This is a genomic window from Rhodococcus sp. As11, assembly GCF_048957735.1.
Lineage (GTDB): Bacteria > Actinomycetota > Actinomycetes > Mycobacteriales > Mycobacteriaceae > Rhodococcus > Rhodococcus gordoniae.
This window is the reverse complement of the sequence record NZ_JARDJE010000003.1, coordinates 267,457-285,382: the sequence shown is the minus strand read 5'-3', so window position 1 is coordinate 285,382 and position 17,926 is coordinate 267,457. Positions and strand designations below refer to the sequence as shown.

Annotated in this window: 17 protein-coding genes; 7 read left to right on the top strand and 10 right to left on the bottom strand. The window is 67.4% G+C overall.

Annotation, left to right across the window (positions count from 1 at the left end; translation table 11 throughout):
* Positions 1–108: 108 nt before the first annotated feature.
* Genes PV766_RS05640 through dnaK form a run of 4 tightly spaced genes read right to left on the bottom strand, consistent with a single transcriptional unit; the run spans position 109 to position 4,203 of the window.
* On the bottom strand, positions 109–513 hold the full coding sequence (locus PV766_RS05640) for a heat shock protein transcriptional repressor HspR (protein WP_016933859.1): 405 nt from the start codon (positions 511–513) through the stop codon (positions 109–111).
* On the bottom strand, positions 513–1,700 hold the full coding sequence (dnaJ, locus tag PV766_RS05635) for a molecular chaperone DnaJ (protein ID WP_129977571.1): 1,188 nt from the start codon (positions 1,698–1,700) through the stop codon (positions 513–515). Before dnaJ ends, PV766_RS05640 begins: the two co-directional genes overlap by 1 nt.
* A 32-nt stretch (positions 1,701–1,732) precedes the next feature.
* A complete protein-coding gene (grpE, locus tag PV766_RS05630) occupies positions 1,733–2,365 on the bottom strand; it encodes a nucleotide exchange factor GrpE (protein WP_421096611.1) in 633 nt (210 codons plus the stop codon).
* A complete protein-coding gene (gene dnaK / locus PV766_RS05625) occupies positions 2,362–4,203 on the bottom strand; it encodes a molecular chaperone DnaK (protein ID WP_064062752.1) in 1,842 nt (613 codons plus the stop codon). The genes grpE and dnaK overlap by 4 nt, the downstream gene beginning before the upstream one ends.
* A 12-nt stretch (positions 4,204–4,215) precedes the next feature.
* Here dnaK and PV766_RS05620 point away from each other — a divergent pair, with 12 nt between their 5' ends.
* Together PV766_RS05620 and PV766_RS05615 are read left to right on the top strand one after the other, a co-directional pair.
* Entirely contained in the window at positions 4,216–4,515 is a 300-nt protein-coding gene (locus PV766_RS05620) for a hypothetical protein (RefSeq protein ID WP_421096610.1), read from the top strand.
* Positions 4,516–4,588: 73 nt separating this feature from the next.
* Positions 4,589–6,214 (top strand): flavin-containing monooxygenase, encoded by a 1,626-nt coding sequence (locus PV766_RS05615; protein ID WP_421096609.1) that lies wholly within the window; start codon positions 4,589–4,591, stop codon positions 6,212–6,214.
* 118 nt (positions 6,215–6,332) lie between these two features.
* Here the strand turns inward: PV766_RS05615 and PV766_RS05610 are convergent, their stop codons facing one another.
* Genes PV766_RS05610 through PV766_RS05600 form a run of 3 tightly spaced genes read right to left on the bottom strand, consistent with a single transcriptional unit; the run spans position 6,333 to position 8,799 of the window.
* Complete coding sequence (locus PV766_RS05610; protein WP_421096608.1) at positions 6,333–7,157, bottom strand: SDR family NAD(P)-dependent oxidoreductase; 825 nt, start codon at positions 7,155–7,157, stop codon at positions 6,333–6,335.
* Positions 7,158–7,165: 8 nt separating this feature from the next.
* Positions 7,166–7,999, bottom strand: coding sequence for a mycofactocin-coupled SDR family oxidoreductase (locus tag PV766_RS05605; RefSeq protein ID WP_421096607.1), 834 nt, complete (start codon positions 7,997–7,999; stop codon positions 7,166–7,168).
* On the bottom strand, positions 7,999–8,799 hold the full coding sequence (locus PV766_RS05600) for a mycofactocin-coupled SDR family oxidoreductase (protein ID WP_421096606.1): 801 nt from the start codon (positions 8,797–8,799) through the stop codon (positions 7,999–8,001). The genes PV766_RS05605 and PV766_RS05600 overlap by 1 nt, the downstream gene beginning before the upstream one ends.
* Before the next feature lie 245 nt (positions 8,800–9,044).
* Here PV766_RS05600 and PV766_RS05595 point away from each other — a divergent pair, with 245 nt between their 5' ends.
* The 4 genes from PV766_RS05595 (at position 9,045) to PV766_RS05580 (ending at position 13,420) form a co-directional block, all read left to right on the top strand.
* The gene (locus PV766_RS05595) at positions 9,045–10,217 is read left to right on the top strand and encodes a Rieske 2Fe-2S domain-containing protein (RefSeq protein WP_421096605.1); all 1,173 of its coding nucleotides are present in this window, start codon (positions 9,045–9,047) and stop codon (positions 10,215–10,217) included.
* Between the two features lie 43 nt (positions 10,218–10,260).
* A complete protein-coding gene (locus tag PV766_RS05590; RefSeq protein WP_421096604.1) occupies positions 10,261–11,442 on the top strand; it encodes a hydroxylase in 1,182 nt (393 codons plus the stop codon).
* A gap of 43 nt (positions 11,443–11,485) precedes the next feature.
* Positions 11,486–12,418 (top strand): biphenyl-2,3-diol 1,2-dioxygenase, encoded by a 933-nt coding sequence (bphC, locus tag PV766_RS05585; protein WP_421096603.1) that lies wholly within the window; start codon positions 11,486–11,488, stop codon positions 12,416–12,418.
* 213 nt (positions 12,419–12,631) lie between these two features.
* Positions 12,632–13,420, top strand: coding sequence for an IclR family transcriptional regulator (locus PV766_RS05580; protein WP_421096602.1), 789 nt, complete (start codon positions 12,632–12,634; stop codon positions 13,418–13,420).
* Positions 13,421–13,466: 46 nt separating this feature from the next.
* Here the strand turns inward: PV766_RS05580 and PV766_RS05575 are convergent, their stop codons facing one another.
* The gene (locus tag PV766_RS05575) at positions 13,467–14,171 is read right to left on the bottom strand and encodes a PadR family transcriptional regulator (RefSeq protein ID WP_421096601.1); all 705 of its coding nucleotides are present in this window, start codon (positions 14,169–14,171) and stop codon (positions 13,467–13,469) included.
* A 149-nt stretch (positions 14,172–14,320) separates the two neighbouring features.
* Here PV766_RS05575 and PV766_RS05570 point away from each other — a divergent pair, with 149 nt between their 5' ends.
* Positions 14,321–14,575, top strand: a complete 255-nt coding sequence (locus PV766_RS05570) for a hypothetical protein (RefSeq protein WP_026003359.1) — start codon at positions 14,321–14,323, stop codon at positions 14,573–14,575.
* A gap of 33 nt (positions 14,576–14,608) precedes the next feature.
* On the opposite strand, the gene PV766_RS05565 is transcribed toward PV766_RS05570, so the two are convergent.
* Positions 14,609–16,063 (bottom strand): dynamin family protein, encoded by a 1,455-nt coding sequence (locus tag PV766_RS05565; RefSeq protein WP_421096600.1) that lies wholly within the window; start codon positions 16,061–16,063, stop codon positions 14,609–14,611.
* Positions 16,060–17,877 carry a dynamin family protein gene (locus PV766_RS05560; protein ID WP_421096599.1) on the bottom strand — a complete coding sequence of 606 codons (1,818 nt, stop codon included), beginning with the start codon at positions 17,875–17,877 and terminating at the stop codon, positions 16,060–16,062. Before PV766_RS05560 ends, PV766_RS05565 begins: the two co-directional genes overlap by 4 nt.
* Positions 17,878–17,926 lie beyond the last annotated feature (49 nt).

Below are 17,926 nucleotides of genomic sequence, written 5' to 3'. Positions count from 1 at the left end.
CGTTCGTGTGGAACACGCCACACTAGGCAGAAGGTGAATAGTCGCGACACGATCATCTCGCTGTGCGGGAGAAAAACGTGCGGTCGGTCCCGCTCGACCGCGGTGCGGTCAGTCCCGCCGATTGCGCGGCTTCCAGACCACGAGGGCATTGCTGCGCGCCACCGGCACCAGATCGCCGCGCGTCGAACGCAACTGCACGACCTCTGCGTTGAGTTCCGCGACGCGATGCTGCAGCGCCTCGACCTGGTTGGTCAATTCGATGATCCGCTTGATCCCGGCGAGGTTGACGCCTTCGTCCTGGGAGAGTCGCTGCACCTCGCGCAGCAGTTCGACGTCGCGCGGCGAATACCGGCGGCCGCCGCCGCTGGTGCGGTGCGGGGTGACGAGTCCGAGTCGGTCGTAATTACGCAGCGTCTGCGCATGCATCCCGGCGAGTTCTGCTGCCACCGAGATGACGTAGACGCGCGCATCGGGGTCCGGTGACAGATCCCGCGGCATTCTCGTCTCGCTCATCACGCACCTGCCCATCCCTCTCGAGGATCGAAACCGCCTGCCTCTTCTGCACGAAGATAGTTGTGAAGTGCTTCCGTCGCCTTCTCGTCGAGATTCTGCGGGATCGCGACCTTCACGGTCACGAGCAGATCTCCGGCGCCGCCACCGCGCTTGGGAACACCGCGGCCACGCACGCGCAGCACCCGGCCGTCGGCCGTTCCCGCGGGAATCTTCAGTCCGACCCGGCCGTCGAGCGTCGGCACCGAGACGGTCGCACCCAGGACGAGTTCGCCGTAGCTGACGGGGAGCACGAGGGTGAGATCGTCGCCCTCACGGCCGAACACGCGGTCGGGTCGCACGTGCACAGTCACGAACAGGTCGCCCGACGGGGCGCCGCGCAGACCGGCCTCACCCTGGCCTGCGAGACGGATACGGGAGCCGTCCTTGATACCGGCGGGCACACGCACGGTGATGGTGCGGGTGCGGTTCTGGACACCGGTGCCGCGGCAGTCGGTGCAGGGATTGTCGATGATCGATCCGCTGCCCCGGCAGTCGTCACAGGGCTCGGAGAAACCGAACGCACCCTGGTTGCGGGAGACCACACCGCTTCCGTTGCAGTTCGGGCACACCCGCGGACTCGTTCCCGGCTGGGCACCGCTGCCGTGGCAGGTGGTGCACGGCGCCGGGCTGGTCATCCGCAGGGGAATCGTGACGCCCTGAACGGCGTCGCGGAAGTCGAGCGTCGTCTCGGTCTCGACATCGGACCCGCGGCGCGGACGCGAACGACCGGCGGTGGGCGTGGTGCCGCCACCGGCGCGGTTGAACAGCCCGCCGAACAGGTCGCCGAGCCCACCGTCGCCGCCGCTACCACCACCGCCGAACAGGTCGCCGATGTCGAAGGTCGCCCCGGTGCCACCGGAGAATCCGCCGGTGCCGGCACGGAAGCCACCGCCGCCGGGGAAACCGCCGGAGGCGAACATGCGCCGGGTCTCGTCGTATTCCTTGCGCTTGGCGGGATCCGACAGGACGGCGTTGGCCTCGCTGACGGCCTTGAAGCGCTCTTCGGCCTGCGCGTCACCGTGGTTGGCGTCGGGATGCAGATCCCGTGCCAGTTTCCGGTAGGCCTTCTTGATCTCGTCCTGCGTCGCGTCGGGGGAGACGCCCAGGTCCTTGTAGAAGTCCTTCTCGATCCACTCCCGCTGGCTCACCGGGCGTCTCCTCCTCTCGCGTTTTCTTGTTCTTACTTTGTGCCGGACTCACCCGACGGCGTATCCACCGGATCGCCGTCGGTCACCGTCACCATCGCGTGCCGCAGAATGCGGTCGCCGAAACGGTAGCCCTTGCGGAGCACCGCGCCGAGCACCGGATGGTTGCCGTCGCCTTCCATCTGGACGGCCTCGTGCAGTTCGGGATCGAAGGCATCGCCCTCGACACCGAATGCAGCCAGTCCGAGGGAGTCGAACACGCCGGTGAGCTTGTCCGACAATGCTTTCAACGGACCCGACTCGAGGTCGCCGTGCGCGCGGGCACGGTCGAGGTCGTCGAGGACGTCGAGGAACTTCGCCGCGACGGATGCCTTGGCCTCCTCCGCGGACGCCGCGCGCTGCGCTTCGGCGCGGCGACGGTAGTTCGCGAACTCCGCGCTCACCCGCTGCAGGTCGGCGGTGCGTTCGGCGAGTTCCTTCGCCTCCTGCGACTGCCCCTCGGTCTGCCCGGCCTTCTCGGCCTCACCCTCCGCAGGAACCGACTCGATCACCTCACCCTCCTCGGCGCGCGGCTCGTCGGCCGGGTCGCGCACCTCGAAGGTCTCGGGGTCGATCCGTCGCTTGTCGGTGACGGTCACCGGTTCCTGCTCGGGCTTGTCGGCACTCACTTCTTCTCCGAATCGTTGGGCTCGTCGACGACCTCGGCGTCGACGACGTCGTCGGCACCTGCGGCCGCGCCGTCACCGGCAGCGGCACCGTCGGCGCCCTGCGCCTCGTAGATGGCCTGGCCGAGTGCCTGCGACTCGGTCGCGAGCTTCTCGACGGCGGCCTTGACCGCGTTGATGTCCGAGCCGGAGAGGGCGTCGTTGGCTTCCTTGACGGCAGCCTCGACCTTCTCCTTGACGTCGGCCGGCACCTTGTCCTCGTTCTCCTTGATGAACTTCTCGGTCTGGTGCACGAGCGACTCGGCCTGGTTGCGGACCTCGGCCTCCTCGCGACGCTTGCGGTCCTCCTCGGCGTGGGCCTCGGCATCCTTGACCATCCGGTCGATCTCCTCCTGGGACAGGCCGGAGCCTTCCTGGATCTTGATCGTGTTCTCCTTGCCGGTGCCCTTGTCGCGGGCGGTGACGTGGACGATGCCGTTGGCGTCGATGTCGAAGGTCACCTCGATCTGCGGGACACCGCGCGGAGCCGGTGCGATGCCGCCGAGCTCGAAGGAGCCGAGCAGCTTGTTGTGCGCCGCGATCTCACGCTCGCCCTGGAAGACCTGGATCTGCACGGACGGCTGGTTGTCGTCGGCCGTGGTGAAGGTCTCCGACCGCTTGGTGGGGATCGTGGTGTTGCGCTCGATGAGCTTGGTCATCACGCCACCCTTGGTCTCGATACCGAGCGACAGCGGGGTGACGTCGAGCAGGAGCACGTCCTTGACCTCGCCCTTGAGGACGCCGGCCTGCAGGGCAGCACCCACGGCGACGACCTCGTCGGGGTTCACGCCCTTGTTGGGCTCGCGGCCACCGGTGAGCTCGCGCACCAGATCGGTGACGGCGGGCATACGGGTCGAGCCGCCCACGAGGACGACGTGGTCGATGTCGCCGACGGAGATGCCGGCGTCCTTGACGACCTGCTGGAACGGAGCGCGGGTGCGCTCGAGGAGGTCGCCGGTGATCTTCTGGAACTCCGAGCGGGACAGCTGCTCGTCGAGGAAGAGCGGGTTCTTGTCGGCGTCCACGGTGATGTACGGCAGGTTGATCGAGGTCGACTGCGAGGACGACAGCTCGATCTTCGCCTTCTCCGCGGCCTCACGCAGACGCTGCAGGGCCATCTTGTCCTTGGTCAGGTCGACGCCGTGCTGCGCCTTGAACTTGTCGACGAGCCAGTTGACGATGCGCTCGTCCCAGTCGTCGCCGCCGAGATGGTTGTCGCCGGAGGTCGCGCGGACCTCGACGACGCCGTCGCCGATCTCGAGGAGGGACACGTCGAAGGTGCCGCCACCGAGGTCGAAGACCAGGATGGTCTGTTCCTTCTCACCCTTGTCGAGGCCGTAGGCGAGCGCGGCCGCGGTGGGCTCGTTGACGATGCGCAGGACGTTGAGACCGGCGATGGTGCCGGCTTCCTTCGTCGCCTGGCGCTGGGCGTCGTTGAAGTACGCCGGGACGGTGATGACCGCGTCGGTGATGTCTTCACCGAGGTACGACTCGGCGTCGCGCTTGAGCTTCATCAGCGTGCGGGCGCTGATCTCCTGCGGCGTGTACTTCTTGTCGTCGATGGCCACGGTCCAGTCGGAGCCGATGTGGCGCTTGACCGAACGGATGGTGCGGTCGACGTTGGTGACCGCCTGGTTCTTGGCGGGCTGCCCCACCAGAACCTCACCGTTCTTCGCGAATGCGACGACGGACGGGGTGGTACGGGACCCCTCTGCGTTGGCGACCACCACGGGCTCGCCGCCTTCCAGAACGGAAACGACCGAGTTGGTGGTTCCGAGGTCGATGCCGACCGCACGAGCCATAATTTTCCTCCAATGTTCCTGCCGCGGCGCGTGTGCACCGCGAAAACGTTCCATGCCGACCTGAGCCTGTTCGACTCAGGTGAGCGCGGTCGACTCAAGCCTGCACCGGAGCGACTCTCGTCGTCAAGTGAAGTTGAGCCTGTTGCACTCAAGTTGTCTGACTCGTCCAACGGCAGGTCGTGGGATTTTGTTCCGAAGGTGACGAGCATCACTCCTGCGCCGGATTCTGTCGGCTCGTCTTCCGCCGCGTCCGAAACGACCCGCTGGGCGGGATATGCCGGTGCCGTGCCGCTTCTCTCGGTCATAGCGTGAATTCACTTCATGAACTCCCAGGTCCGGTCCTGTCCGGACCGGACGGCTCGCGCTCGTGGAAAGGCTTCCCCCAGTGAACGGACGATATTCGGAACCCGAGATCATCACCGACTTCGACGTCGTCGTAGTCGGTGCCGGCATCGCCGGTTTGTATGCACTCCATCGTTTCCGTAGCCGCGGCCTGACCGTCCGGGCGTTCGAGGCCGGATCCGGGGTGGGCGGTGTCTGGTACTGGAACCGCTACCCCGGAGCGCGCTGCGACGTCGAGTCCATCGACTACTCGTACTCGTTCTCCCCCGAACTCGAGCAGGAATGGAACTGGAGCGAGAAGTACGCCACCCAGCCCGAGATCCTGGCCTATCTCGAGCACGTCGCCGATCGTTTCGAGCTTCGCCGCGATATTCGGTTCGACACCCGGGTCACGTCGGCGGTTCTCGACGAGGACACTCTGCGCTGGACCGTACGCACCGACGGTGGCGACGTGGTCTCGGCGCGGTTCTTCGTCGTAGCGGCCGGACCGCTCTCGAATGCGAATATTCCTGCCTTCGACGGCCTCGAGCGTTTCACCGGCCATGTCTTCCACACCGCCCACTGGCCCCACAACGGTGTCGATTTCACCGGCCGGCGCGTCGGCGTGATCGGCACGGGATCGTCGGGCATCCAATCCGTCCCGATCATCGCCGAGCAGGCCGAGAAGCTGTTCGTCTTCCAGCGCTCCGCCAACTACAGCATTCCGGCGGGCAACAGCCCCCTCGACGACACCGCCCGCACCGAACAGAAGGCGAACTACGCCGAACGGCGGCGGTTGTCCCGGGAATCCGGTGGCGGCTCCCCGCACCGGCCGCATCCGAAGCCGGCGCTCGAGGTGTCCGAGGAGGAACGACGCGCCGTCTACGAGGAACGCTGGAAACTCGGTGGTGTCCTCTTCTCGAAAGCCTTCCCGGATCAGCTCACCGACCGGGCGGCCAACGACACCGCCCGCGCGTTCTGGGAGGAGAAGATCCGCGCGGTCGTCGACGATCCCGCAATCGCCGAACTGCTCATCCCCGAGGACCATCCCATCGGGGCCAAGCGCATCGTCACCGACAGCGGCTACTACGAGACGTACAACCGCGACAACGTCGAACTCGTCGACCTGCGCAGCACCCCGATCGTAGGGATGGACGAGACCGGCGTCATCACCACCGGGGCCCACTACGACCTCGACGCGATCGTCCTCGCCACCGGTTTCGACGCCATGACCGGATCACTCGACAAGCTCGAGATCGTGGGGCGCGGTGGACGTAGCCTGAAGGACAAGTGGGCCGCCGGACCCCAGACCTATCTCGGGCTCGGCATCGACGGCTTCCCCAACTTCTTCAACCTCACCGGCCCCGGCAGCCCGTCGGTCCTCGCGAACATGGTGCTGCACTCCGAACTTCACGTCGACTGGGTCGCGGACGTCATCGCCTGTCTCGACGCTCGTGGGTCGGCCGGCATCGAGGGCACCCCGGAGGCCGTTGCCGACTGGGTGGAGGAATGCCGCAGCCGGGCCGAGGCGTCGTTGCTGAATTCCGCGAACTCCTGGTACGTCGGCGCGAACATCCCCGGACGGCCCCGCGTGTTCATGCCGTTCCTCGGCGGCTTCGGTGCCTACCGCGACATCATCACCGAGGTAGCGGAATCCGGCTACAAGGGCTTCACGATCATCGAGGGTTGACATTCGCCGCGATCGACGCACGTCACGGGGCGGGCTCTGCCGGAACACGGCGGAGCCCGTTCCCTGCTTCGGCGTCCGGGTTCTGCAACCGACGCGAGTACCCGGTGGGTGATCGGAATCAGTTGCGCCCGTCGAACAACGCGTCCGGTCGCAACTTCTCGTTCAAGGTTCTCGCACGTTCGGATGCCAGGCGCTCGAACTGTTCGGGGTGGCTCGAGATCCAGAAGTCGTCGCGTACGATGCCGTCGAACAACACCCGCGCGGCGTCGTCCGGCGCCATGCCTTCCCGGATCTGTTCACGCCAGAAGTCGGCGTCGTCAGTGGTCGCGTCGCGGACCGGGACGTCCTCGAAGATGCGCGTGGCGACCTGGCCCGGACTGAACACCGAGACACCGATCTGCGGATACACCTCGGCGCATTCGAGATAGAGACATTCGGTGAGCGCCTGGACGCCGTGCTTCGACGCCGTGTAGGCCGTCATCCGCGGTGTGATGGCGATGCCACCGACCGAGCACGTGTTCACGATGTGCGACCGTCGCGGGTCGGCACCCATCCGCGGGACGAACGAGCGGATACCGTGGAAGACACCCAGCAGATTGACGTCGATCACCCGGCGCCACTCGTCGGCGGGAACCTCCCACGTGAAACCGAGAGATTCCAGCCCCGCATTGTTGAGAAGAACCGACACCGAACCGAATTCGGAGTACGCCGCGTCCGCGAGGGCATCCACCGCGGCCGCATCACGGACGTCGGTCGGGATCGCCAGCGCCGTGTGCCCGTCGGCTCGCAGCTTCGCCGCGACCGTCTCGGCACGGTGGGCGGAGACGTCCGCGAGCACCACGTTCATGCCGAGTACGGTGGCCCGGCGGGCCGCGCTCTCCCCGATGCCGCTGCCGGCTCCGGTCACGACAGCGGTGCCGCCCGCAAGATCCTCGAATCGCACGGTGCCTCCTATTTCGCGCAGTGGCCGGCGTCGACGGGCAGAGTGACACCGGTGATGTAGCGGGATTCCTCGGATGCGAGGAACAGGCTCGCGTTCGCGATGTCCTCGGGTTCGATCAACGGCACCGGAAGCAGATGCATCGATTGCAGGGCCGCCTCGAATTGCTCCCGTGTCGGGTCCTCGGCACCCGGGCAGAAGGTGCGCATCGTGGCCGGGTTCTCGACCATCGGGGTCCGGGTGTTGGCGGGGTGGATCGTGTTGACCCGCACCCGATGCGGCGCAAGCTCGTTCGCGAGCGATTTCATCAGGCCCACGACCCCGTGTTTGGCGGCGGTGTAATGGCCGACACTCACGAGCCCACGAAGGCCGGCGATGGAGCTGATCAGCACGATCGAACCTCCGCGCCCGCCGTCCAGGATGTGGGGGATGGCCGCCTTGCACGTGCGCCACACGCCGGTCAGGTTGACGTCGAGCATGGTCTGCCAGCGTTCGGTGTCCATCTCCGTCGCCCGGCCCGAGGAGCTGATCCCCGCCGTCGCGCACACGACGTCCAGCCGGCCGAATGTTGCGACCGCCTGCGCCACCGCATCGTCGAGCGACGGCTGATCGCGCACGTCCACCTCGAAGGGACAGATCTTCCGGCCGAGCGATTCCACCAGTCGCACGGTCTCGGCGAGATCGTGGGGTGACGCACCGGGAGTGGTCGCATGTTCGACCGGTGCGCACACGTCGACGGCGACGATGTCGGCGCCCTCCTGCGCGAACCGCACGGCCTGGGCGCGTCCCATACCTCGTGCCGCACCGGTGATCAGCGCGACCTTCCCTTCCAGGCGTCCACTCATCAGGCCACCTTCTGGGTCAGACCGCCGTCGACGATCATCTGCAGGCCGGTGACGTACCGGGATTCGTCCGATGCCAGGAACAACACCGCATTGCTCACGTCGACCGGTTCGACCCACGGCACGCGCAGGACCGTCTTCCTCGACAGCACCTCGGCGGCGTCGTCGGCGGTGGGAGCTTCGAGGTCGGGGCGCAGCCGCGCGAAGGTCGCGGGATTGAGCGTCATCGGCGTCGCCGCCGCACCCGGGTGGACCGTGTTGACGCGGATCGTCCGTGACCCGAGTTCGTTGGCGAGGGTCTTGGCCAGGCCCGTGACCGCGTGCTTCGCCGCCGAGTAGTGCGACGCCCCCGGTACGGCCTTGATCGCGGCGGTGGAACTGACGATGATCACCGAGCCCCCGGCGGGATCGAGTTCGGCGACACCGGCCTTGACGGTGTGCCAGGTGCCGGTGAGGTTGACGTCGATCGACCGGTTCCAGATCTCGTCGTCGATCTCCCAGGACGGTCCCGGATTGTCACTGATGCCGGCGTTGGCCACCACGACGTCGAGCGGCCCGAGTTCGGACACTCCGGACCGCACCGCCGCGACCACCGCGTCGAAGTCGCGGACGTCCGCGGTTCCGGTGACGATCCGGCGCCCCGTGGCCCGCACGAGGCGGGCAGTTTCGGCCAATGCGGGCTCCGTGCGACCGCCCGGCAGATCCAGCGCGACGATGTCGGCGCCTTCCTCTGCCAGCCGTGTCGCGCACGCGCGACCGAGCCCCCCTCCCGCACCCGTGATCAATACGGTCTTCCCCGTCATCCGCATGGTGCACCTGCTGTCGTCCGCACGATCCGTGTTTCCTTCCGACGTGGTTTGCCGTGAGGTGACGCTAACCAGCGGGGACTCGCGTTCGGGAGGGTTTCTCCCGCGTGGCGGGAGGGACGCGCCCGAGCCTCCGGTTCTTCGCGTTCCATCCAGCGGGAGGAACTGTTTCCCTCCGACACGCCGATGAGTTCTATGAGGCAGATCACATATCTCTCCCCCATGACGGTACGGAGGAATTCATGTCACTCGACGCAACCCCGGCAGTCTCGGACGACGACATCGAGGTCCGCGAGATCGAAGCCGCGGCAGCCCCCACCCGCTTCGCGCGCGGCTGGCACTGTCTCGGTCTCCTCCGCGACTTCCAGGACGGCAAGCCGCACTCCATCGAGGCCTTCGGCACCAAGCTCGTCGTCTTCGCCGACAGCAAGGGACAACTCAACGTCCTCGACGCCTACTGCCGGCACATGGGCGGTGACTTGAGCCAGGGTGAGATCAAGGGTGACTCCATCGCGTGTCCGTTCCACGACTGGCGCTGGAACGGTAAGGGCAGATGCACCGACATTCCCTACGCCCGCCGCGTGCCGCCGATCGCCAAGACCCGCGCGTGGACGACGCTCGAGCGCAACGGTCAGCTCTACGTGTGGAACGACCCGCAGGGCAACCCGCCGCCGGCCGACGTCACGATCCCCGAGATCGCGGGCTACGGCACCGACGAGTGGACGGACTGGAGCTGGAAGACTCTGCGCATCAAGGGCTCGCACTGCCGCGAGATCGTCGACAACGTCGTCGACATGGCGCACTTCTTCTACATCCACTACTCGTTCCCGCGTTACTTCAAGAACGTCTTCGAAGGCCACATCGCCACGCAGTACATGCACTCCACCGGCCGGGAGGACGTCATCTCCGGCACCAACTACGACGACCCCAACGCCGAGCTGCGTTCTGAGGCCTCGTACTTCGGTCCGTCGTACATGATCGACTGGCTCGAATCCGATGCCAACGGCCAGACCATCGAGACGGTCCTCATCAACTGTCACTACCCGGTGAGCAACGAGGAGTTCGTGCTGCAGTACGGGGCGATCGTCAAGAAGCTGCCGGGTCTGTCCGACGAGGCGTCGGCCGGAATGGCCGCACAGTTCGCCGAGGGTGTGCAGCTGGGTTTCGAGCAGGACGTCGAGATCTGGAAGAACAAGGCACCCATCGACAACCCGCTGCTGTCCGAGGAGGACGGCCCGGTGTACCAGTTGCGCCGCTGGTACCAGCAGTTCTACGTCGACGTCGAGGACGTCACCGAGGACATGACCAAGCGCTTCGAGTTCGAGATCGACACCACCCGGGCGGTCGCGAGCTGGCAGAAGGAGGTCGCGGAGAACATCGCGAAGCAGGCCGAGGGTTCTGCCACGGCGTCCTAGTCCCCCGCCGCGCAGAACCACACCCACCAGAAGGAAAGTCAGCATGAGCTACGAAGTCCTGGCCTGTATCGAGGCCGCCGCCGACGACATCTTCGTCGAAGGCATCGAGGCCGAGCGGATCGGCAAGGTCGCCGACGCGACCGCCAAGCGCATGAAGGAGGCCGGCTGCATCCGCATGCTGCAGCCCAAGGAACACGGCGGCCTCGAGGCCCACCCGCGCGAGTTCGCGGAGACCGTCATGCGGATGGCGTCGATCAACCCGTCGGCGGGCTGGGTCCACGGCATCGTGGGCGTGCACCCCTGGCAGCTCGCGTTCGCCGACCCCCGGGTCCAGCAGGAGGTCTGGGGCGAGGATCAGGACACGTGGCTCGCGTCGCCGTACATGCCGGGCGGCATGTGCGTGCCGGTCGACGGCGGTTACACGTTCTCCGGCAGGTGGTCGTTCTCCTCCGGGACCGACCACTGTGACTGGGCGTTCCTCGGTGCCTTCGCGTGCAACCCGGACGGCAGTATGGAGATGCCGCCGCGGATGCTGCACGTGATCATTCCGCGCTCGGACTACGAGATCATCGAGGACTCCTGGGACGTCGTGGGTCTGCGCGGCACCGGCTCCAAGGACGTCGTGGTCGAGGACGCGTTCGTGCCCGATTACCGCGTCATGGATTGTGACGAGGTCATCGACGGGACCGCGGTGCGCAAGTACGGCCGCACCGAGACGCTGTACCTGATGCCGTGGTCGAACATGTTCCCGCTGGGCATCACGTCGGCCACCATCGGTATCTGCGAGGGTCTCCTGCACCACGCCAACGAGTACCAGCGCGAGCGCATCAACCCGCAGGGCACCGCGGTCAAGGACGATCCGTACACGATGTTCGCGATCGGTGAGGCCACCGCGAAGCTGCGGTCGGCGCGGGATTCGCTGCTGGCCAACGTCGATCGCATGTGGGATCTGGTCGACGCCGGCAGGACCCCGACGTTCGAGCAGCGCGCTCTGGGCCGCGAGACCCAGGTGAACGCGGCATGGCAGGCCGTCACCGCGGTCGACCAGGTCTACGCCCGCTGCGGCGGCAACGCGCTGCGCATGGACAAGCCCATGCAGCGCTTCTGGCGCGACGCGCACGCCGGGTTGCACCACGCGATCCACGTCCCCGGCACCGTCTACCACGCCGCGACACTGAGCAGCCTCGGCGTGGACCCGCAGGGCCCGCTGCGTTCCATGATCTGACCGCTGGATCACCACTACTTCGAATCCACAACGGAGACATACCATGATGAACCCCCATGTCGGCGGCTTCGGCACCGACATCCGCGCCCTGGGCTACGTGAAGGTCCAGACGGACGACATCGAGCGCTGGCGCACCTTCGCGTTCGACGTGCTCGGTTTCGCGAAGGGCTCCGGCCCGGACCCCGACGCCCTGTACCTGCGCATGGACGAGCGCGCCGCGCGCATCGTCGTCGTACCGGGTGAGACCGACGAGGTCGTCACGGTCGGCTGGGAGGTCCGTGACCATGCCGCACTGGTCCGGGTCACCGAGGCCGTCGAACGCGCCGGCATCGCGGTCAAGCCGCTGTCGCTCGAGGAGGCGGACGCCCGCCGCGTCGAGGAGGTCGTCACCTTCCAGGATCCCGCCGGCACCACACTGGAGGTCTTCCACGGCGCGGTCCTCGACCACAGCCCGGTCGTGACCCCGTTCGGCGCCGAGTTCGTCACCGGCGCACAGGGTCTGGGTCACGTCGTGCTGCCGACGATGGATCCGAACGGCACGTTCGACTTCTACACCGACGTCCTCGGCTTCCTGCCGCGCGGCGCCTTCCGGATCCCGGCGCCGCCGGAGTTCGGCCCGCTGCGGGTGCGTTTCCTGGGTGTCAACCAGCGTCACCACAGCCTCGCGCTGTGTCCGGCCCCGCACGGCGGTGCGCCCGGCCTGGTGCACATCATGGTCGAGGTCGACACGCTCGACGCCGTCGGGCAGGCGCTCGACCGTGTCGTGAAGGACGGCTTCTCGGTGTCGTCGACGCTGGGCCGCCACACCAACGACAAGATGGTGTCGTTCTACGTGCGGGCCCCCGGTGGCTGGGATATCGAGTTCGGCACCGACGGACAGTCGGTGGACGAGACGTTCTACACGTCCGAGGAGATCACCGCGGACAGTTACTGGGGTCACGACTGGTCCGGTAGCGAACCTCTCGCAGCAATGTAGCGCGACACGCTGCGCAGCACTGTCCGTACAACCACAGATCGCTCCCCGAGGAGGGGGAACCCCGTCCGGCCAGGACAACGGGTTCCCCCTCCTCGGCATACGATCCGGGTGACCCACTTCACAAAGCGGCGGGAGTATGTCACTATTCCTAATAGAAATACCAACGTCAGTTGTGTTTCGTGGCATTCTTCGCCCGGATCGAGGGAGATATCGGTGACCGCACCCGCGACTGCAGACTCCACCCCCACCGCGATTCTCGAACGAATCTCGCTCGTCCTGGACGCCTTCGACGGCCCGGGGCGCCTCACCCTCGCCCAGGTCGTCAGGAGGACCGGGCTCCCCCGCTCCTCCGCTCATCGGATGCTCGAACGCCTCGTCGAGATGCGGTGGCTACGCCGCGAAGGCCGCGACTACGAACTCGGCACCCGCCTGATGGAACTCGGCTCGATTGCCGTGCACCAGAACCGCCTGCACAGCGCGGCCGCTCCGATCCTGCAGGACCTGCACCGCGCCACCGGTTATGTGGTGCATCTCGGAGTGCTCGACGGATCCGATGTGCTCTACCTCGACAAGGTCGGTGGCCGGCTCGCCGCGGAGCTGCCCACCCGCGTGGGCAGCCGCTATCCCGCACGTGATTCCGCAATCGGCAAGACTCTGCTCGCCTACACACCGGACGGCACCTACGACCTCACCGACTTCACTCCCGAACTGCGCAAGGTCCGGGAGATGGGCGTGGCGTACGAGGTGAGCAGGATCTCCGGCGGAATCGGCGTCATCGCGGTCCCGATCGGCCCCGTGGGCGATGTCGTCGCCGCCCTGTCCATCTGCGGACCGACCGGACACCTCGAATTCGATCATCGTCACGCGGCCCCGGTCCGCATGGCGGCGAAAGCGATCCACCGATCCCTCACCGGACGTCCCCGCACCGCGCCGGCTGCGCCACGCCCAGGTCACCCCGGTCCGCCCGCCGCGACCGCGCACTCCCGCCTGCAATACGCCTGACCGACACATCCTGCGACGTCGGTGCCCGCCACCGGCGAAGGGAGAACTAGCTCCGCTCACGCCGTTCGAGACCGAGCACGAAATCCTCCACCTCGCGCCAGGATCCCGACGCCTTCGGAACCGGATTGCCCAACTCGTCGCGCGCCCGGACACCCGAGAACGTCTCGGCCGCCTCGTCGATGTCGGTCAGCACCTGTCTGGCCAGATCGATCTCCGCCTGGAAATAGCGTTCGGCCCACAGCAGGCTCATTCTGGAGAACGCCCAGGCGGGTTCGCGGGTCGCATGCTCTCCGTGCAACCCGGCCCGCTCCCGCATCGCCTCCATGTTCTCGATATGCGACCGGACGAGTTTCTTCAGTTCCTCGGGCTCGTTGAGATGGCCCATCCACAGCCGCAGCATGAGGCCGTGTTTGAGGACCGGCTGCTCCACGGGCGCGTCCCTCGACCAGTTCCGCACGGCGCGGGTGCCGCGCTCGGTGATGCGGTAGACCCTGCGGCCCCGCTCCCCCGGCTCGGACACCATCTCCGACTCGGCCAGTCCCGCCGACTCGAGCTTCTTCAACTCGGCGTAGATCTGGCTGACGGACGGACTCCAGTAGAAGTAGCCGATGCTCCAGTCCGCCCACTTCTTCAGGTCGTATCCGGTGAGTCCCTCACCGAAGGTGAGCATGCCCAGAACAGCCCAGCTCGTGGCGGGCAACGACGGATAACTGTCGTCGGACACCTCGGCGACAGGCTCGATCTCGGGCATGCTCGAAGCCTAACAGCCCAGGTAGATGCGGGTGCGGCAGCCGGGATTCCGTACCCGGCCGGAACATGATCTCCCGGTCCGTGGGAGAACGGGCAGCCGGGCCGCTCGCCGGTGACTACCGTCGCAGTCACGATCAAGGAGGTCCGATCATGGACAGCGTCCGGTGCAACACGTGTGGCAATCGCGTCCTCGTCGAGAAGTACAGCGAGGCGCACACCAGCATCCAATGGCTCGACGACGCCGACCGCGTCTGCCCCGAGTTCGCACGGTCCCGCACCACCCGGGACGGTCGCGCCTGGGTTCCCACCTGCCACAAGTTGCAGCAGACGATCGACGACTTGATCGTCTCGGGCCAGATCGGCCTGTCGCTGCGCAGCTATCCGGTGCCCGGCCGACTCGAGTGACCCCCCGGCGGACCGCCGATCTCCCTCCGGGGGCTACCGCACCCCCGCGACCAGCCCTTCCGCACTGCGCGCCGCCACCGAGGCGGCCTTCGCGGTGAACGGATCGAGCAGCGGGTGCTCTGCACGGGACCGCCAGTGCCGCACCGCATCCACGGCCGCCGCCCGGATCTCGGCGGGCGAGGCGTCGTCGACGAGACCGAGTCGACGGGTGGCGCCGATCCCGAATCCACCGACCACGCGCTGCAAGGCGAGAACCTCTTCGCCGGGCAACGACACCGTCGACGACCGCAATCTGCCCAGCAGTCGGAGCTCGGCGAAACCGTGGTCGTCGGCCAGTTCGCGCCGCACCACTCCCAGCAGTTCGCGGTCGCCGCACATGTCCAGCACCCGTTCGAGTGCCAGCAGCGCCGAGTGGGTCTTGAGCTGATCGGCACGCTGACCGAACTGCACGTCGATCACCTGACGCAGCTCGTCGAGCCCACTGCGCGCGACGAGTTCGGCGGCGAGAGAAGGTGAATCGCGGGCACCGAGCTGCACGAGCAGCACCGCCGTGCGGATGCCGAACAGGCCGAACCTGTCCACCAGACGCGCGCGCATCCCGGGATCGACGGGAAGGTCGACGTCCGGTCGCGCGAAGCGGTCGGCCGACAACATCGCGACCTGCAGTTGCTCCGCCGGGACCTGCGCGAGCGCCTCGAACGCTGCGAACTCGTTCTGCCGCAGCGTCCGTGCGGCGAGCGCGAGCAATCCGGCGACCGGCACGACCGCCTGACACAGGCCGGTGCGTTCGAGTTCGTCGGTGAACCTCGCCGCGACCTGCTTCGCCGACATCATCGCGTCGGCGCGACCGGCCCCGACCTCGTCGGCACGCGACACCACCCCGACGATCCCGAGCGGCCCGGCTCCCCCGCCGACATGCCGGCCGATCCGCTCGAGGAACTCGACGTCGGCGGCACCGAGCGAACGCATCAGGTAGACGACGGCGTCGGCACCCGAGGCCGACTCCTCCGGGGTGAGCAGGGCCAGGGTCCGCGCCGACACCTCCCGCGACAGCGACGACGTGCCGGGAGTGTCGATGATGGTGGTCTGGGCCAGGGCGCTGGCCGGCCATTCGACGTCGATGAAGTCGACGCGGTCGGCGGTGAGATCACCGAGGTCGAAGGTCAGACGGCCGTCGGGGCGCTGCACGGGCACCGGCATGTGACGATCCCCGTCGTACCGGGCGTTCACCGACGGTACGGGTCCGTTGCGGTACCAGGTGACGACGCGCGTGCATTCCGTCGCGTCGGTGGGCGCGATGTCCTGTCCCACGAGCGCGTTGAGCAGGGTCGACTTGCCGGCCTTGAGGGATCCGGCGAGCGCGACCCGCAGCGGCTGGTCGAGTCGCGCGGCACACTCGTCGAGTCGGTCTGCGACAGCCGGGTTTCCACCGTACGACGCGCGGGCCCGGCCGAGCAGGTCGCGGGCGCGGGCGAGAGCCGGGGTCACGCCTGCACTCCCGCGAGTTCCGCGGCGCGGGATCGCAGTCGGCCCAGTTCCGCGACCTGCGTGTCGAGTTCACCGATCCGACGCCGGCGTTCCTGCTCCTGCACGGTCGCGGCCTGCCGGGCCGCGTCGAGCGACTCGTCGAGCGAACGCAGTGTCTGCTCGGCGATCTCGGTGAAGTGATCGCGGAGCTGACGCTGGATGAGGCGCAGCCGGTCCTTCGATTCCTTGCCGACCTGGAAACTCACGTCGTCGGTGAACTTGCGGATCGCGTTCTTCGCGTCGGCGCGACGCTTGGTGAGCCGTACCTGCTTGTCGTCGCGGTATGCCTTGGTGCCCAGCACGACTCCGGCTCCCACCGAGATCGGGTTCACGAGGGCCATGCCCATCAGGGTGGTGACGAGACCGAACATGAGCACCCCACCGTAGGAGCCCTTCATGCCGACGAGCACCTTCTGACCGATCCCGATCCGGCCGGATTCGAGATCGGACAGGTTCTCGACGGGTTCGAGCAGTCTCGACAGGTCGCCGAGATGCAACGACGGCAAGGAGTCGTCGTCGAGTGCGAAGCGCTCGGCGACCTTGCCTGCGAGCGCCTCGGCGCGTTCGTGCGCCCACACGAAGTTGTCGCCGACGGATTCGGCGACCTGCTCGGCCAGCCACTGCCCGAGGCGCGGCCATTCCTTGCCCGGATCGCATTCGTCCACGGACGCTTCGGCATCGCGGGTGACCGTGCGCAACCGGTCGCGCAGATCGTGGTCGATGTCGGCCGCGAGGTCGGCGATGCCGTCCGACAACGTGATCTGCCACCGCGCCGCCCGCGTGCGCAACGCTTCGGTCGCGGCGCGCGCCCGGTTCAGGTCCTCGATCGCGGCATTGCCGGATTCGGGATCGCGCAGAGCTGCGAGTTCGCTCTCGCACCCGAGCGCGAGATGGTCGACGACGGTCTTCACATCGTGTGCGACGGACAGTCGCGCCGAATCGGCGTTCCGCGCGACCACCTGTTCGCGCAGGAAGTCGTAGATCGCATCGAAACCCGACTCCCGGTGCAACGAGGCATCTTCGGTGCGCAATGCGTACTCGCGCAGCAGCGACGAGACGGGCAGCAGCGGCAGGTCGAGCCCGGCTCGCTGCAGGTGTTCACGGTCGGCGTCGACGATCGCACGCCAGTGCGGATACACATCGGTCTTGGTGACGAGCACCGCCGAGGCCGGGCACAGCGTCTGCACCTGCCGCAGGAACGACATCTCCGGCGCGGTGAACTCCTGGCTCGCGTCCGAGACGACGAAGACCGCGTCCGCTGTCGCGAGCAGCGTCAATGTGGCTGCGGTGTGCGGATTTCCGTGCCCGCCCACGCCCGGGGTGTCGACGAACACGAGTCCGTCGGCGAGCAGCGGACTCGGCACACTCACCTCGAGCCGGTCGACGTCCCGACCGGCGCTGCGCGGCGCGACCTGCTGCAGGTCGTCGAAGGGAACAGGGATCCGCGGGGCCGAGCCCGACGGGACGAGTTCGGCGGACGGTTCGTGTCCGTGCTGCACAAGCGTGGCGACCGCGGTGGTCTCGTCGTCGCCGACGGAACACACCTCGAGGCCGAGCAGTGCGTTCACGAAACGGCTCTTGCCCTGGTTCAGTCCCCCGACGACGACCACCCGCAGTCGCGGGTCGGAGACCTTCGTGCGGGCGGCCGTGAGCCTGTCGGTGAGATCGTTGCGCCCGGCGCTACGGGAGCGGTCGATCGCGGAGTCGATCAGGTCGAGGAGCGCTCGGCGTCTCGAGGGATCGGATGAACGCTGCGTATCCGGTGACTGCTGCATGGGCTGCGTCGACTCGCCTTCCGTCGGTGCGGGCTCCGGACATTATGTC